At 58.4% G+C, this 15,581-nt stretch carries 16 protein-coding genes; 14 read left to right on the forward strand and 2 right to left on the reverse strand.

Annotated features, from left to right (window positions below):
- From B3729_RS11435 to B3729_RS11475, 9 genes are all read left to right on the forward strand, one after another.
- Positions 1–366: a cupin domain-containing protein gene (locus tag B3729_RS11435; RefSeq protein ID WP_074826021.1), complete on the forward strand. Its 366-nt coding sequence runs from the start codon at positions 1–3 to the stop codon at positions 364–366.
- A gap of 25 nt (positions 367–391) precedes the next feature.
- Entirely contained in the window at positions 392–1,057 is a 666-nt protein-coding gene (locus B3729_RS11440) for a helix-turn-helix transcriptional regulator (protein ID WP_083397910.1), read from the forward strand.
- A gap of 91 nt (positions 1,058–1,148) precedes the next feature.
- Entirely contained in the window at positions 1,149–1,988 is an 840-nt protein-coding gene (locus B3729_RS11445) for a MoaF C-terminal domain-containing protein (RefSeq protein ID WP_286787940.1), read from the forward strand.
- Complete coding sequence (locus B3729_RS11450) at positions 1,981–2,766, forward strand: SDR family NAD(P)-dependent oxidoreductase (protein WP_286787941.1); 786 nt, start codon at positions 1,981–1,983, stop codon at positions 2,764–2,766. Before B3729_RS11445 ends, B3729_RS11450 begins: the two co-directional genes overlap by 8 nt.
- A gap of 87 nt (positions 2,767–2,853) precedes the next feature.
- Complete coding sequence (locus B3729_RS11455) at positions 2,854–3,654, forward strand: SDR family oxidoreductase (protein WP_286787942.1); 801 nt, start codon at positions 2,854–2,856, stop codon at positions 3,652–3,654.
- Positions 3,655–3,766: 112 nt separating this feature from the next.
- Positions 3,767–4,771 (forward strand): helix-turn-helix domain-containing protein, encoded by a 1,005-nt coding sequence (locus B3729_RS11460; protein ID WP_286787943.1) that lies wholly within the window; start codon positions 3,767–3,769, stop codon positions 4,769–4,771.
- A gap of 53 nt (positions 4,772–4,824) precedes the next feature.
- Positions 4,825–5,754 carry a SphA family protein gene (locus tag B3729_RS11465; RefSeq protein ID WP_286787944.1) on the forward strand — a complete coding sequence of 310 codons (930 nt, stop codon included), beginning with the start codon at positions 4,825–4,827 and terminating at the stop codon, positions 5,752–5,754.
- 9 nt (positions 5,755–5,763) lie between these two features.
- Positions 5,764–6,984: an MFS transporter gene (locus B3729_RS11470; RefSeq protein ID WP_286787945.1), complete on the forward strand. Its 1,221-nt coding sequence runs from the start codon at positions 5,764–5,766 to the stop codon at positions 6,982–6,984.
- A gap of 24 nt (positions 6,985–7,008) precedes the next feature.
- Positions 7,009–8,451: an amidase gene (locus B3729_RS11475; RefSeq protein ID WP_286787946.1), complete on the forward strand. Its 1,443-nt coding sequence runs from the start codon at positions 7,009–7,011 to the stop codon at positions 8,449–8,451.
- Between the two features lie 61 nt (positions 8,452–8,512).
- Here the strand turns inward: B3729_RS11475 and B3729_RS11480 are convergent, their stop codons facing one another.
- Positions 8,513–9,196 carry an SDR family oxidoreductase gene (locus B3729_RS11480; protein WP_125889521.1) on the reverse strand — a complete coding sequence of 228 codons (684 nt, stop codon included), beginning with the start codon at positions 9,194–9,196 and terminating at the stop codon, positions 8,513–8,515.
- Positions 9,197–9,372: 176 nt separating this feature from the next.
- Between B3729_RS11480 and hpaB the strand changes: the two genes are divergently transcribed.
- Both hpaB and hpaC read left to right on the forward strand, forming a co-directional pair.
- Complete coding sequence (hpaB, locus tag B3729_RS11485; RefSeq protein ID WP_010799032.1) at positions 9,373–10,935, forward strand: 4-hydroxyphenylacetate 3-monooxygenase, oxygenase component; 1,563 nt, start codon at positions 9,373–9,375, stop codon at positions 10,933–10,935.
- Between the two features lie 54 nt (positions 10,936–10,989).
- Positions 10,990–11,502 carry a 4-hydroxyphenylacetate 3-monooxygenase, reductase component gene (hpaC, locus tag B3729_RS11490; RefSeq protein ID WP_010799031.1) on the forward strand — a complete coding sequence of 171 codons (513 nt, stop codon included), beginning with the start codon at positions 10,990–10,992 and terminating at the stop codon, positions 11,500–11,502.
- A gap of 47 nt (positions 11,503–11,549) precedes the next feature.
- Here hpaC and hpaA read toward each other — a convergent pair whose 3' ends face one another.
- Positions 11,550–12,482 (reverse strand): 4-hydroxyphenylacetate catabolism regulatory protein HpaA, encoded by a 933-nt coding sequence (hpaA, locus tag B3729_RS11495; RefSeq protein WP_286787947.1) that lies wholly within the window; start codon positions 12,480–12,482, stop codon positions 11,550–11,552.
- A 151-nt stretch (positions 12,483–12,633) separates the two neighbouring features.
- Here hpaA and B3729_RS11500 point away from each other — a divergent pair, with 151 nt between their 5' ends.
- From B3729_RS11500 to hpaE, 3 genes are read left to right on the forward strand one after another with little or no spacing between them, the layout of a single operon-like run.
- The gene (locus tag B3729_RS11500; protein WP_286787948.1) at positions 12,634–13,290 is read left to right on the forward strand and encodes a fumarylacetoacetate hydrolase family protein; all 657 of its coding nucleotides are present in this window, start codon (positions 12,634–12,636) and stop codon (positions 13,288–13,290) included.
- 10 nt (positions 13,291–13,300) lie between these two features.
- Positions 13,301–14,074 carry a fumarylacetoacetate hydrolase family protein gene (locus tag B3729_RS11505; protein WP_286787949.1) on the forward strand — a complete coding sequence of 258 codons (774 nt, stop codon included), beginning with the start codon at positions 13,301–13,303 and terminating at the stop codon, positions 14,072–14,074.
- Between the two features lies 1 nt (position 14,075).
- The gene (hpaE, locus tag B3729_RS11510; RefSeq protein ID WP_074826051.1) at positions 14,076–15,536 is read left to right on the forward strand and encodes a 5-carboxymethyl-2-hydroxymuconate semialdehyde dehydrogenase; all 1,461 of its coding nucleotides are present in this window, start codon (positions 14,076–14,078) and stop codon (positions 15,534–15,536) included.
- Positions 15,537–15,581 lie beyond the last annotated feature (45 nt).

Here is a 15,581-nt window from a genome sequence, read left to right on the forward strand (position 1 = left end):
ATGTCGTTATTCACTGTTAAACAAGGCACCGCACTGACCGATCTTGAAGCCTGGGGCACCGTGGCGGATCTGGGTTCGGAAATCCTGGAAGGCGACGGCAAGTGCTTTGGCAAAATGACCTTTGGTGCGCCGACCGATCCGGTCAGCTCTGCTTATTTTGGTACCACTAAAAGCAAGTTCCGAATGGTGTACCCGTTCAATGAGCAGGCAACGGTTGTTTATGGTGAGGTCATCCTAACTGACGAATCCACAGGCAAAAGTACCCATTACAAGACCGGAGATAGCTGGTCTGTCACCAAGGGCACACCTGTCCTGTGGGAAGTCGTCAGTGATGGGTTTGTCAAACACTACCTCGCGGCTGCATAAATCAGAGCCCAGGCAGACCTTCGTCATGATGCCGGCCACTGAAGGCAAACAGCGATGCCTACAGGCGGTAACGCGAATCGTACCGGCTTCCTCTGCCGTGCTCTATCAGGTAAATCAGCAGCTTGAGGCTCACCACTACGAGCTGCTGACTATGACGCCTCAGGTACATCAGTGCTACCTGGACGTCTACCGCGAATTTGATCCGTTGCGGCCCATCTGCTGTCACGAACTGGGATTGGCAGTCGTTCCCCTCAGCGTGGCAGCGACTCGGCAAGAAGCACATCGCTCGCGCCGATACGCCACCTTTCTCGATACCTACTCCATTTGCGATGTCATCGAAATCCTGACCTATCAGGCCGGACGGCCGGCATTTGGTATCTCGCTTCTGCGCACACGGGCACTAGGCGCATTTACAGCCGAAGAGATAGAGCGGCTGACAGGCCTGCAAAGTCTACTGGAGCTTACGCTGCCGTTGGCCTTCATCCATGAACCTGGCGAGACAGCCCGCCTGACCGGCCTGACGCCTCGAGAGCAGGACATTGCGTTGGCACTCAAGGATGGCCTGAGCAACAAGGCGCTGGCGCGGCATCTGGATATGGGACTACCGACCGTTAAAACGCACCTGAATAACCTGTATCGCAAGTTCAACGTCACGAACCGCACTGAATTGATCCGGCACCTGTTTCTGTGAGCGTTCTCCTGCCGACCTCAACCATCTGGTTGATACCGGGCGCCAGGCCGCTGGTGGATGATGACCTCACCTATCAAACGGAGTGTATGACATGACCCAACAACAGGACTGGATCACCGTAGGCGCACTGGCCGATGGCTTCAACCTCGACAACTACACGTTGCCTGTCTCGAACGACCTCAACGGCAGGACGCTGGTGCTCGACGGCCCGTCCGGCGAATCCATTACCTACCGCTTCAGCCAAAATGCGGTTGGCTGGTCCTCTGCAGACCATTCGACATCTCACGAGGCGGCCTCTCGTGTCACTTCCATCCGGGAAGGGATCTACCTGATCGACTTCCTTCAGCAGACCGACACCTCCACTGCCTCGACCAGCCTCGTGCTGGACGTGAAGCAAGGCGTTTTCACGCGGGTCTACGGGCAGCTCCCAACGCAGGATGATCAGCGCAGCGATCTGTTCAGGTGTGCCTTGTCGGGCCAGGATCTAACGCCAGTCTCGGCGCAGTTCACTCATGGGACGATACAGGGCCTTTATTCAGGTACATCACCGTCGGAAGCGAATCACCCACATCAGCCGACCCACGAACTGGTCGGCATCCGCAACTGCTACGCCTACAGTCCTCATGAGGTTTATGAACACATCTATCTCAACGAAAACCTCTACAGCTGGCATTGCCTGAGTGGCGTTGAACGTGGGCTGGCCGATACGGACCGCTGCCATTATTTCAAGCTGGAGAACGAGCTCTATCTGTTCGTATGGCGGGAAAAGATCATTCCTACGCTCGGGCTGGTGCTGATCGACCTGAAGCAACACCGCAGCGACGGAAAGATTTGCGGCCATACGGGTGATGATCTAGGGCAGTGGTCGAACTTCCCGGTTGGCTCATTCAGCAGAATCCTCAACACAACCGAGTACCCAGGCCATGAATGAGGTGAAAACCTACGTAATCACCGGGGCCGGTAGCGGTATCGGTGAGGCATGCGCCTATCGCCTTGCCGATGAAGGCGCCCAGCTTGTACTCATTGGTCGCCGTCGGGAACCGCTAGAGGAGGTAGCCGCTCGTACAGGTGGGCTGGTACTGACGGGCAATGCGGCCAGCAGCGCGGACTGGGAGACGTTCATCCCTCGGATCATCGAACGCTTCGGCAGCATCGATGGCCTTGTGGCGTCAGCGGGCGGTCTGGGCCAGGGCACTGCACTCGAGACCAGCGATACCCGATGGCAGCAAGCAATGCAAAGCAATCTGGACACCGCTTTCTACAGCGTCAGGGCGTGCCTGCCCTCATTGATCGAGCGACGGGGCGCTGTCGTGCTGCTAGGCTCAATCGCCTCGCTGGCCGCAGGAGGGGAAGTTTGCAGCTATACCACCGCCAAACATGCCTTGATCGGCTTGACCCGCTCACTCGCCAAGGATTATGGCCCTGCCGGCGTCCGCGTCAATGCGGTCTGCCCAGGTTGGGTGAAAACGCCGATGGCCGACGAAGAGATGCAGCCGCTGATGCAGCATTACGGCGAAAGTCTTGAGGCGGCGTATAGCCGGGTAACCCGCGATGTCCCTCTTCGCCGCCCCGCCACATCAGCGGAGATCGCTGAAGTCTGCCGGTTTCTGCTTTCTCCTGAAGCCTCGATCATCACAGGCGCTTCAATCGTGGCGGACGGTGGATCCAGCATCGTCGATGTGCCCACGCTTGCCTACGAGCACCTGTAAGGCCAGCCACGCCAGCGCAACAGCCAACGTAAACACAGGCCCAGTGGCGGGCCTACTTTCATTCGACATAACCGCAGGAGCAGGATGATGCAGGATCAGACATCAGCAGGATCGATACACGACTTTACCGGCAAGGTCGTTCTCGTCACCGGGGGCGGCCAAGGCATCGGGCGAGGAATTGTCGAGCACTTTGCCGGAGCTGGCGCACAGGTCGTCATTGCCGACCTCAATGCGGAGAACGCAGCAGCGGTCGCGCAGGGATTGCAAAAGGAAGGAAGACACGTGACCGCCCATCCGGTAGACCTGGCCGAGCGCGATCAGATCAGGACACTCATGGAAACCGTCAAGCAAATCTACGGCCGGCTGGATGCCCTGGTACACAACGCCGGCTACTTTCCACTAACTCCGTTCGCCGATATTACACCTGAAGTGCTGGAGCGTACCCTGGCCGTCAATCTGTCATCCCTGTTCTGGCTGACGCAGCAGGCATTGCCACTGTTCCGGCTACAGGGCAAGGGATGTGTACTGGTTACGTCTTCTGTGACAGGACCTCGAGTCGCTTATCCCGGACTCTGTCATTACGCGGCGGCCAAGGCCGGCGTGAACGGATTCATCCGTAATGCCGCCCTGGAACTGGCACACCATAACGTTCGGGTGAATGGCGTCGAACCGGGCATGATTCAGACACCTGCGATGGGTAATCTGGGCGACAGCGACCTTACCCGACAGATCAGGGCCGGCATCCCGCTCGGGCGGCTTGGTCAGCCGTCCGACATTGCCGGTGCGATGCTATTTCTGGCCTCAGAGGCCGCCTCGTTCATTACAGGGCAGACCCTGGTCGTTGACGGTGGCATGACGCTGCCTGAATCCAAGATGGCCCTGGTGTGAACGCGCTACCAAATAGCCATTTTTGGCACATCTACGTCTGGATGGTACGTTGAGGAACAGAACTTGCCTCAGTACGCAGGAAAGGCCTTTAACGAGCAGAAAGGTTTCCAAAATGCACCAAGACATCAAGGCTGCGTTACCGGTAAAGGCTCGAATGCATCACACCCATACTCAGGACGTATCGGAGCACTCCCACGCCATGACAGGCTGGGCATTGCATTATGACCAGGTCTCGTCTGGACGCTTCGAGGGCGAACTGATCGATATCCAGCTGGACTGGATGCATCTGACCCGCGATCGGTGCAATCAGGCATTGCGCAAGAACGGCTCGGCATGGCCAGGTGCGATTGCATTCAGCCTGCCCCTCAACGAAGCGTGCGAGCTTCATTGCGGCGGACACTCGTTGAGAGAAGCCAGCCTGTTGGTCGCCCGCGGCGCTCACCTGCCAGAGTTGCAGACGCCTGCCAATCTCGACCTGCTATGCATCACCGTTGCAGAGGCCGAGCTGCTTCCCATCCTAGAGCAGCAACAGAGCCCGTTCACACTTGACGACTTGCCGAAGTGTTACCGTCTCCGCCCCCATCAGCGTTACAGCGAGTTCGTCAGGTTGCTTGACGACATCGCAAATACGCAAAGCCAGAGTCAAGGCCTCTTGAGGCACGAGGCTATCCGAAACGGTATCCGGGAAACCGTTCTGTTGCACCTTCTGGATCTGCTCGATGCTGGCGAAGAGGTTCCGGCACTAACTCCCACAGCCCGCAAGCGGATGGTAGACCGAGCCCGCGAGTATGCGCTTTCGTGTCAGGAAACGCCGCCTTCGATTTTGGAACTCTGTAACCGCATCGGCGCCAGCCGACGCAAACTGCAGTACTGTTTTCAGGAGGCGTTGGGCGTCAACCCGACCACTTATCTGCGTACGCTGCGCCTGAATGCGGCGCACCGTGCGCTTTGTCACAGTGACGGCACGGTTTCGGTGCAGGACGTAGCAGCCCAATGGGGCTTTTGGCACCTGAGCCGCTTTGCCAACGACTACGCCAAATTGTTTGGCGAAAAACCATCCGCCACTTTACGCCGTGTTCGTGAAGACTATATGACCAGTTTTGCCAAATCCGGATAACAACCCTCGCTTGACCTCCCCCACCCTAAGAAAAAACAAAGGGAGAGGTTTCGATGTACGAAGCATACAAGATCACAACAATTAGCTCCGTATTGTTAGCCACTTTATTCCTGACTCATCCCGTCCAGGCGACTGAGGACGGAGCCCCTACAACAGCCTTTGGTGTCTATGATTTTGGCGCCGGGTTCACACCGCCACCGTCGCCAACAGGCACCGTTGGCCTGCGTACCAACTACTACTGGGCCAATACTGTCAAAGACCGCCACGGCCGAGACAACGGGACTGATTTTTCCCTTGGCGTCCTCTCACTCGGCCTGGCTTATATCCGCATGACCGATACCGAACTGCTGGGTGCAAAATACGGGTTTGGTGTGATCGCGCCTTTTTTCGACATAGACGCTGATCTCAAGGTCAAGGTGGGCGGCACCACCGTCTTTTCGGACAGCACTCACGTATTCCGGCAGGCGGACCTGCAGGTGTTGCCACTGATTCTACAATGGACGCCCTCACGTAACCTTGGTATCAACGCGCAGTTCCAGATTCAGGCACCCACCGGCGATTACGACAAGAACCGTCTGGTCAGCCCCGGCCTCAACCACTGGACGTTTTCACCTATCGTCAACGCCACCTATATCAGTGATTCAGGATTCGAGGTGTCATCCAGCTTCGAGCTGGACGTGAACACCCGTAACCATTCTACGGATTACAAGAGCGGAACTGAGTACCGCCACGAGTTCGCAGTGGGCCAGCATTTCGGGCCTTGGACAGCCGGTATTGGCGGTTACTACTACCGCCAGCTCAGCGACGATGACGCACCCAACATTACCTACGGCAACCGCGCCCGGGTACTGGCCATCGGACCTGCAGTGAGCTTTTTCCAGCCGGGGCTGCCACCTGTCTGGGTGCATGCTTACAAGGAATTCGACGCTCGTAACCGTACCGAGGGTTATGCCGTCGCCGTGCGTTTTTCCCACAGTTTCTGAGGAATTACCATGTCCCAGTCCTATCTAGAAGGCCGGCATACCGCTGGTCGCGCGCAGGGCGCTGTCCTCATGCTTGGTAGCAGCCTGACAATCATGGGCTCCGTGATGGTCGCGCCGGTTCTACCCAAGATTGCCGCAGAATTCGGGCCGGTAGAGCCCCAGACGGGCGTTCTCATACCACTGGCCATTACGGGGCCGGCACTGGCCATTGCGCTTTGCGCACCGCTGGCCGGTTGGCTGGCCGACCGGCTCGGACGCAAACGTCTGCTGATTCTGGCGACACTGGTCTATGCACTTTGCGGCGCCACACCTGCATTTTTGGACAGCCTGAAAGGAATTGTTGGTCTGAGACTGCTCTTTGGCTGTGCCGAGGCGGCAGTCATGACTTGCTGCGTCACGCTCATCGCCGATTACTGGCATGGCGAACAACGCATGCGCTACGTAAACGGGCAAGTCATCACGATTGGTCTGGTAGGCTCGATCTTCTTTGCCATCGGTGGCGCACTGGGGGAACACTCCTGGCGAACACCGTTTCTGCTGTACCTGCTTCCCCTCCTGCTTGTCCCGGCCATGCTCAAGCTGCTCTGGGAGCCCGAGGTTCATCATGCCCGGGCAATGCATTCAACCGAGCCTGGGCAGTCCTCCCTTCCGCCGCTAATCATCAACTATCTATTGGTGTTCTTTGGCATGGTGCTGAGTTTCATCGTCCCAGTCCAAAGCCCCACCCTGCTGGTCGGGCTGGGGGTTACGTCCAGTACGCTGATCGGGCTGTGCGCAGGGCTGGGGCTTCTCACTTCATTGGGAGGCTCGCTGCTCTGGCCCTTCGTTCGTCGACGTGTAGGGCTCGCGGGGTGCAATGTGCTGCTGCTCCTGCTCATGGCCAGCGGACTGTGGCTACTCATTACCGCCCACACCTATTACCAGGTTCTGCTCGCCGTGACGACTCACGGTCTGGGCGCTGGCATGCTGGTTCCCAATTCCATGGCACCGGTGATGAATGCCTTGAGCGCGACCGCCCGTGGCCGGGGACTCGGTATCTTCACCGCCTGCCTGTACCTGGGCCAGTTCTCAAGCCCACTGATCGTCATTGCTCTGCTTGGCCAAACCGGTGATCTGCACCATGCCATTGGCCTGCTTGCCGTCGCCAGCGCCATCACCGCCGTTGTGTGGGCGCTGCTCAGCTTCCTGCGCCGTGGAATCAACAGCCCGGCCCGCTCCACCCATCCCTGAATTCAGCTACAAGGAGCTCCGTTTATGAATGACATCGACCACCTGCTGGACACCCTGGATGCCACAGCCCTGAGCCTGCTCGTACGGCAAGGTGAAGTGACGCCAATCGAATTGCTCGACGCGGCGATCCAGCGGCTCGACCGGGTAAACCCGCAACTCAACGCCATCAGCGAGCGGTGCTATGACGTGGCCCGGCAGATGGCACAACGACCGGAAGCCCGACAAGGCGTACTGGCCGGTGTTCCGACCCTCATCAAGGACCTATTCTCCCCTGTCCAGGGCGCCCGCATGACACAGGGCTCGCGCGCCATGGGTGAGGCACGCGCTGATCTGGATTGTGAAGTGGTTGCCCGTCTGCGTCGCGCGGGCTGTGTGTTTGCAGGCACGACCACGTCACCGGAATTCGGAACCTCCTACACCACCGAGTCGACCCGTTTCGGCGCCACCCGAAATCCCTGGAATACGGAACGCAGTACCGGCGGGTCCAGCGGTGGTGCTGCCGCCCTGGTCGCTGCCCGTGCCATCCCGTTTGCTCATGGTAACGATGGGGGCGGCTCACTGCGTGTCCCGGCATCCTGTTGCGGGGTCTTCGGTCTGAAACCCACCCGAGGCCGACTGCCTTCCGGTCCGCTGGTAGGCGAAGGGTGGGCCGGAATGGGGACGCCCCATGCCATTACGTTATCCGTACGCGACAGTGCCCTTCTGCTGGACGCCACCGCTGGGGCGGACCTGGGTGCGCCCTACGCAGCGCCGGCTCAAGCGATGCCGTTCGTCCAGGCCGTCTCGGCTGATCCCGCACCGCTTCGTATCGCGGTGATCGAGCAACTGGGACCGTGGCCAACAAGTCCGGAGGCGTTGAAGGCGGTACGTCATACTGCATGGCTGTGCGAGCAGCTCGGCCATCATGTGGAGCTTGCCACGCTACCCGTCAATCTGCCGGGACTTCTGGACCACCTCTTCAATATCATTGGCCCAAGCACTCGAAACTTTCTGGATATGGTCGGCCAGCTGAGAGGGCAACCTGTAGCAGACGAAGAGTTGGACCCCCGTACGCGCATCATTCTACGCGAGCGGGGTGATATTCCGGCCGCACGTTATGCCGCCGCGGTAGAAAGCATCCATGCGCTGGGCAGGCAGCTGGCTTACTTCCTGATTGACCATGATCTGATCCTGACGCCAACCCTGACTCGGGAACCACCCCTGATCGGTGACCTGGACGCCTTTGACCCCAGCCTCAGCCTGGCCGAAGTAATCGAAGCCTTCCATAGCTATTCACCCTTCACGGCGCTGTTCAATGCGTCCGGCCAACCGGCCATGTCCGTTCCGCTCTACTGGACAGAGAATGGGCTGCCACTCGGCTCGCATTTTGCGGCACGCTTTGGTGAGGAGCACACCCTGCTTGCGCTGGCGGCACAACTCGAACGCGCTCAACCCTGGGCGAACCGCAAGCCACTGGTCTGTGCATAAAGGTACGAGGCACAGGACGGAGCAGGTCCTGTGCCTTATTTCCGTACTAACGTGCCTCAACCTACCAGGGCAGCGACTCGCCCTGGTAACTGACAAAATCACACTGGCAGCGACCCGCCTGCTGCTCGATGACGGCAATCAGACCCTTGGCGCTTTCGGTTGTGGTCAGTGGTGCCGAGTGGCCGCCCATGTCGGTCTGAACCCACCCCGGGTGTAACGCCAACACACTGAACGACAACGGGGTATGCGAGGATGCCCAGCTCCTGAGCAGGCTGTTTAGGGCCGCCTTGCTGGCTCCATACAACGGCATATCTGCGGCACGATCAAGCGTGACACTTCCCATCTGGGAGCTCATACACGCCACCACACCGCCGTCTGCGATGCAATGGCTTAACCCTTCGACAATACGCAGCGGCGCAACCGTATTAGTCGAGAACAACTCTGCAATCTCTTCGGTATTGATTGCCATGACATCCTGGTGATCAGGCCCATAAATCCCTGCGTTGACGATCAGACGATCCAGCGTTGTGTTCTGCAATTGCTTCTTGAGAGAAGGAATCAGTGCCGGGTCCGTCATATCGCCGGACAGCAGCACCAGCCGATCGCCGTAAGTCGCGCTCAATTGTTGCAAGGCTTCGTTATCAGACCGACGAACCAGCGCAAAGACTTGCGCACCGCGTTCCAGGTACTGCGTAACCAGCGCCAATCCGATACCCCGTGACGCACCCACGATCAATACATTCATTTCGTTCAGCTCCCCTGGCGAGATTCATCAGCCCGAAATGGCAGATGAAATCGCTCCATGAAAAGTACAAGCGGTTGTCTGGAAAAGCCATTCTTCCGCCGCGGCGGCAGGCTCATGATCTCTTCCAAGCGTTACGCATTACCTGCATAAGAACAATGATACGGAGACATGCCCTCATGATGCCCGAAGATTATCGTGCCGAGAAAAACCGTCCACTGACGGGCGAAGAATACTTGGCCAGCCTGCGTGATGATCGTGAAATCTACATCTATGGCGATCGCGTCAAGGATGTCACTACCCATCCGGCCTTCCGTAACGCCGCGGCCTCCATGGCCAAGCTGTACGACGCCCTCCATGATCCCGAAACCAGAGAAACGCTCTGCTGGGAAACCGACACGGGCAACGGCGGCTATACACACAAGTTCTTTCGCTTCGCCCGTAACGCGGATGAACTGCGCGAACAGCGTGATGCCATCGCCGAGTGGTCGCGTCTGACCTATGGCTGGATGGGCCGCACACCGGACTATAAGGCCGCCTTTGGCAGCGCACTGGGCGCGAACGCCGAGTTCTATGGCAAATTCGAGCAGAATGCCCGCACCTGGTACAAGCGTATCCAGGAAGCGTGCCTCTACCTCAACCATGCTATCGTCAACCCGCCCATCGATCGCGACAAGCCGGTCGATCAGGTAAAGGACGTATTCATCTCCGTGGATGAAGAAGTTGACGGTGGCATCATCGTCAGCGGCGCGAAAGTCGTGGCGACCAACTCGGCCCTGACACACTATAACTTCGTGGGGCAAGGCTCTGCGCAGCTGCTCGGAGACAACACAGATTTCGCCTTGATGTTTATCGCCCCGATGAATACCAAGGGCATGAAGCTGATCTGCCGTCCCTCCTATGAGTTGGTGGCCGGGATGACGGGTTCTCCATTTGACTATCCGTTGTCGAGCCGCTTCGACGAGAACGACGCCATCCTCATCATGGATCGGGTGTTCATCCCATGGGAGAACATTCTGATCTATCGAGATTTCGATCGCTGCAAGCAATGGTTTCCACAAGGCGGCTTTGGTCGACTGTTCCCCATGCAAGGCTGTACCCGTCTGGCCGTCAAACTGGACTTCATCACCGGTGCACTGTTCAAGGCACTGCAATGCACCGGCTCGCTGGAGTTCCGTGGCGTGCAGGCACAAATGGGCGAAGTGGTCGCATGGCGTAACCTTTTCTGGTCACTTACTGACGCCATGTACGGTAATGCTTCCGAGTGGAAAAACGGCGCCTGGCTACCCAGCGCTCAAGCCTTGCAAGCCTATCGTGTGCTGGCGCCACAAGCCTATCCGGAGATCAAGAAGATCATTGAGCAGGTCGTGGCCAGCGGCTTGATCTACCTGCCGACCGGATCGCGCGATCTCAAGGACCCGACGCTGAACAAATACCTGAGTACCTATTGTCGCGGGTCCGGCGGTATGGGCCATGAGGAACGTATCAAGATCCTGAAGCTGCTTTGGGATGCCATCGGCACGGAATTTGGCGGACGCCATGAGCTGTACGAAATCAACTATGCCGGGAGCCAGGACGAGATCCGCATGCAGGCGCTGCGCCATGCACAAGGAACCGGTGCGATGAAGAGCATGACTGATATGGTAGAGAAGTGCCTGTCGGACTACGACCTAAACGGTTGGACCGTTCCGCACCTGACCAATCCGGACGATATCAACATGCTGGACCGTATTCGCCAGTAATCCTGCAATGCTGTCGCCGGATCGCTGATCCGGCGCCCCGTGGAGGTAGAGGTCATGACCCAACTCAGTCCAACCCAACAAGCCTTTCGCAATGCCATGGCGTCGCTGTCCGCCGCCGTGAATGTCCTGACCACCAATGGCCCTGGTGGACGCTGTGGCATTACGGCCACTGCCGTCTGCTCGGTCACGGACACGCCGCCCACCGTTATGGTGTGCATCAACCGCAACAGTGCCATGAATGGTGTCTTCAAGCAGAACGGGCGGCTGTGCGTGAATGTCCTGGCGGGCGAACATGAAGAAGTGGCCCGTCATTTTGCCGGGATGACCGGTATCGACATGGATGAGCGCTTCAAGCGTCACGCCTGGAAGGAGGGCCGCGAGGGCGTTCCGATTCTTGACGATGCCCTGGCCAGCCTGCAGGGAAGGATTACCGATACCCAGGAAGTCGGCACCCACTCGGTGCTTCTCGTAGAGCTTGATGAAATCTGTACCCGCGAGCGATGCGACAGCCTGGTGTATTTCAGCCGTAATTTTCATCGACTGCAACGCGAGCACAGCGCTGCCTGACCGGTCGCCCCCTTGCCGCGTCATACGTGGCGCGGCTTTTTTAGGGATTACGACTCGGTTGCCAGAGTGCTGGCGCGACGGCTGAGCCGATAGTCGCTGGGCGTAATACCTGCCTGGCGCGTAAAGAAGCGACTGAAGTAGGCCGGATCCTTGAAGCCCAGGCGAAAGCATATTTCGTTGGCTGAGCTCCCTGTGAACACCAACAGCCGCTTGGCCTCTTGCATAAGGCGGTCATGGACGAGCCGTTTCGAGGGAATGTCTGCGGTACGTCGGCAGATGTCGTTCAGCCGCGATTCCGTCAGGCCCAACTGACCAGCGTACCGGGACAACGGCCAATGCTCAGTGTAGTGCGCCTCGATGAGTTCATTGAAGCGCCGAAACAACTGCAGGTCATCCTGCCGCGCAGGCTGTGCCGCGATTGATTTTGGAGAGAGACGAAGCATGCTAATAAAGATCAGGCGAGCCAGGGCTATCAGGCCACAGGCCTGGCCAGGACGAGGTGTACCCGCCTCCAGCCTTAGCAACTCAAACAACGAGGCCAGCCGCTCGGCCTCTTCGCGAAACTCAGCCTCCAGGCTGGCCAGGCCTACACAGATCGGCAGGAATCCCGATGCGGTCCAGAGATCAGGCACCTCCTGCAATAGCGACCATACCAGCTGTTGGCGAACCGTCAGGACATGTCCGTCGCTGCCCTCCTCCGTCACAAAGGCATGGGGGACCGGAGGCGGTGTGATGAAGAACATAGGGCCCTGCTCTTGGTACTGCCGGTCATCCAGGTACACCCGAACCTTGCCGGTCTTCACGTAATGCACCTGAAAGAACCGGTCATGCCGGTGGGCACGCATGTTGCGCCCGAAGAACTCCGCCAGTCTGCCTAGCGCATCGTAATGCACCTCGGCATCGGCATAACGCTGGTCGTAGACCTGACCGATGTTGATGTTGGGGATCGGCTGGATAGACACGGACGCAAGACTTTTCATGAACATCATTCTTTTTGTTGTTGAACCAAGCATACGCGAACTCAGGTAACACTTGACCTTAGTTAACATATTAAATATAAAGTTAACACATTAACTATTTACTCCCAAACAGGCATGCCCTGTTTCCACACCAATAACAAGGGAGAGCGCCATGTCGCGATCACTTAGCGAATCTGCCAATGGAACACTGTTCGGCGTCGCCCTGAATTTCCAAGGCCTTTTGCGCAGCCGACTTGAAGAGTTTCACGAACCGCCTTACCAACAGCCCCCACTGAAACCGGTCCTGTTCATCAAGACGCCCAACACCCGTAACAGGCACCAGCAGCCCGTCATCATGCCCCAGGGGGAGCGTCTGCAGGCAGGCCCAGCCCTGGGAGTAGTGATTGGCAAACGGGCCAGCCGGGTAACTGAAGACCAGGCCATGGGCTACGTGGCGGGGTATACCGTCGTCAACGAATTCAGCCTGCCGGAAGAGAGCTACTACCGGCCTGCGGTGAAGGCCAAATGCCGGGACGGATTCTGTTCCATAGGTCCTGAGCTGGTGCCGGCAGAGGCCGTGAGCGACCCGAATCTGCTCACCCTCAAGCTCTATGTAAACGGCACGCTGCGCCAGGAAAACACGACGGCTAACTGGGTACGCACCCTCCCTCAGCTGATCGCCGAGCTGAGCGAGTTCATGACGTTGAACGAAGGCGACGTGCTGATCACCGGTACGCCTGAGGGCCGCGTCGATGTCACGCCGGGTGATCGCGTAGAGGTCGAGATCGACCGCATCGGCCGCCTCATCAATACCGTAGTTGCGGAATAAGGAGCACCCCATGAAACATGCACGTATTCGCTATCAGGGTGAGATCCATACCGTTACCGTCGACGATGACCATGCAGTACGTCTGCCCAGTGGCGAACGGCTATTGGAAGACCAGGTGGAATGGCTGCCGCCCGCCACAGGCAGCATGTTTGCCCTGGGCCTCAATTATGCGGACCACGCGGCAGAGCTGGCTTTCAAAGCACCCACCGAGCCACTGGCCTTTATCAAATCGCCCAACACCTATACCGGACACAGGCAGATCACCTGGCGGCCTGACAACGTCAAGTACATGCACTACGAGTGTGAGCTGGTGGCTGTCATTGGCAAACCGGCACGTCATGTAAAGCGCGCGGACGCTCTGGACTATCTGGCTGGCTATACCGTGTGCAATGACTACGCGATCCGCGACTACCTCGAGAACTACTACCGCCCCAACCTGCGGGTGAAAAACCGCGACTGCACCACACCGATCGGTCCCTGGATCGTCGACACCGCCGATGTGCCAGACCCGTCCAACCTGCGCCTGCGCACCTGGATCAACGGTGAGCTGAAGCAGGAAGGCACCACGGCGGACATGATCTTCGATATCCCCTACCTGATCGAATACTTTTCGAGTTTCATGACCCTGCAGCCCGGCGACATGATCGCCACCGGCACGCCGGAGGGCCTTGCCGATGTGGTGCCTGGAGATGAAGTCGTCGTGGAAGTGGAAGGCGTCGGTCGCCTCGTCAATACCATCGTCAGCGAAGAAGCTTTCTTCGTCGCAGCTGCCAAAGAGGTCTGAAATGATCAAGCACTGGATCAACGGCCGTGAGGTCGAGAGCAAGGAAACGTTTACCAATTACAACCCGGCGACCGGCGAGGCACTGGGCGAAGTGGCCAGCGGCGGCGCCGAGGAAGTCGCCCAAGCCGTGGCGGCTGCCAAGGAAGCTTTCCCCAAGTGGGCCAACACCCCAGCCAAGGAACGGGCCAAGCTGATGCGCAGGCTGGGCGAGCTGATCGACAAGAACGTGCCAAATCTGGCCGAGCTAGAAACCCTGGATACGGGGCTTCCAATTCATCAGACCAAGAACGTACTCATACCCCGAGCCTCCCATAACTTCGACTTCTTTGCAGAAGTCTGCACACGGATGGATGGGCATACCTATCCGGTCGATGACCAGATGCTGAACTATACCCTGCACCAGCCGGTAGGGGTCTGCGGCCTGGTTTCACCCTGGAACGTACCGTTCATGACAGCGACATGGAAAACGGCGCCGTGTCTGGCACTAGGCAATACCGCCGTGCTGAAAATGTCCGAGCTGTCGCCCCTTACGGCCAACGAACTAGGCCGTCTGGCCTTGGAAGCAGGCATTCCGCCAGGCGTATTGAACGTCGTGCAGGGCTATGGCGCCACAGCTGGAGACGCCCTGGTTCGTCACCCGGACGTGCGGGCCATCTCATTCACTGGCGGCACCGCTACCGGCCGAAAAATCATGGAAACGGCAGGACTCAAGAAGTATTCCATGGAGTTAGGCGGCAAATCGCCTGTGCTCATCTTTGATGACGCCGATTTAGGCCGCGCGCTGGACGCCGCTCTCTTCACCATCTTCTCGCTCAACGGTGAGCGTTGCACGGCGGGCAGCCGTATCTTCATCCAGGAAACGGTTTACGACCAGTTTGTCGAGGAGTTCGCTGCACGCGCCAAGCGCCTGATCGTGGGTGATCCGCAAGATCCAAAGACCCAGGTCGGCTCGATGATTACCCAGGCTCATTACAACAAGGTCACAGGCTACATCAAGATCGGCCTGGAAGAAGGCGCCACGCTCATGGCAGGTGGTCTGGAGCGTCCAGCGAACCTGCCCGCCCATCTGACAAAGGGGCAGTTCATCCAGCCCACCGTATTTGCCAACGTCGACAACAGGATGCGTATCGCTCAGGAAGAGATTTTCGGTCCTGTCGTCTGCCTCATCAAATTCAAGGATGAGGCCGAAGCCCTGCGCCTGGCCAATGATACCGAATACGGCCTTGCGTCCTATATCTGGACCCAGGACATCGGCAAGGCGCACCGTCTGGCCCGAGGCATCGAGGCCGGCATGGTGTTCATCAACAGCCAGAACGTACGGGACCTGCGCCAGCCATTCGGTGGCGTGAAAGGCTCTGGTACCGGCCGTGAAGGGGGCGAGTACAGCTTCGAGGTGTTCACGGAGGTGAAGAACGTGTGCATCTCCATGGGCAGTCACCACATCCCGCGCTGGGGTGTGTAACCACTCCCGTCCCCAGGGCCAGAGCCTGCTAGCGGTCTCGGCAGG

Source organism: Pseudomonas sp. UBA3149 (genome assembly GCF_002364655.1).
Taxonomy (GTDB): Bacteria; Pseudomonadota; Gammaproteobacteria; order Pseudomonadales; family Pseudomonadaceae; genus Chryseomonas; species Chryseomonas luteola.

Excerpts from the sequence above, each read along its gene's own strand:
- B3729_RS11475 (WP_286787946.1), top strand. The coding sequence starts at position 7,009 with ATGAATGACATCGACCACCTGCTGGACACCCTGGATGCCACAGCCCTG.
- B3729_RS11445 (WP_286787940.1), top strand. The coding sequence starts at position 1,149 with ATGACCCAACAACAGGACTGGATCACCGTAGGCGCACTGGCCGATGGC.
- B3729_RS11470 (WP_286787945.1), top strand. The coding sequence starts at position 5,764 with ATGTCCCAGTCCTATCTAGAAGGCCGGCATACCGCTGGTCGCGCGCAG.
- B3729_RS11455 (WP_286787942.1), top strand. The coding sequence starts at position 2,854 with ATGCAGGATCAGACATCAGCAGGATCGATACACGACTTTACCGGCAAG.
- B3729_RS11500 (WP_286787948.1), top strand. The coding sequence starts at position 12,634 with ATGTCGCGATCACTTAGCGAATCTGCCAATGGAACACTGTTCGGCGTC.
- hpaE (WP_074826051.1), top strand. The coding sequence starts at position 14,076 with ATGATCAAGCACTGGATCAACGGCCGTGAGGTCGAGAGCAAGGAAACG.
- B3729_RS11480 (WP_125889521.1), bottom strand. The coding sequence starts at position 9,196 with ATGAATGTATTGATCGTGGGTGCGTCACGGGGTATCGGATTGGCGCTG.
- hpaC (WP_010799031.1), top strand. The coding sequence starts at position 10,990 with ATGACCCAACTCAGTCCAACCCAACAAGCCTTTCGCAATGCCATGGCG.
- hpaA (WP_286787947.1), bottom strand. The coding sequence starts at position 12,482 with ATGAAAAGTCTTGCGTCCGTGTCTATCCAGCCGATCCCCAACATCAAC.
- B3729_RS11450 (WP_286787941.1), top strand. The coding sequence starts at position 1,981 with ATGAATGAGGTGAAAACCTACGTAATCACCGGGGCCGGTAGCGGTATC.
- B3729_RS11435 (WP_074826021.1), top strand. The coding sequence starts at position 1 with ATGTCGTTATTCACTGTTAAACAAGGCACCGCACTGACCGATCTTGAA.
- B3729_RS11505 (WP_286787949.1), top strand. The coding sequence starts at position 13,301 with ATGAAACATGCACGTATTCGCTATCAGGGTGAGATCCATACCGTTACC.
- B3729_RS11440 (WP_083397910.1), top strand. The coding sequence starts at position 392 with ATGATGCCGGCCACTGAAGGCAAACAGCGATGCCTACAGGCGGTAACG.
- B3729_RS11460 (WP_286787943.1), top strand. The coding sequence starts at position 3,767 with ATGCACCAAGACATCAAGGCTGCGTTACCGGTAAAGGCTCGAATGCAT.
- hpaB (WP_010799032.1), top strand. The coding sequence starts at position 9,373 with ATGATGCCCGAAGATTATCGTGCCGAGAAAAACCGTCCACTGACGGGC.
- B3729_RS11465 (WP_286787944.1), top strand. The coding sequence starts at position 4,825 with ATGTACGAAGCATACAAGATCACAACAATTAGCTCCGTATTGTTAGCC.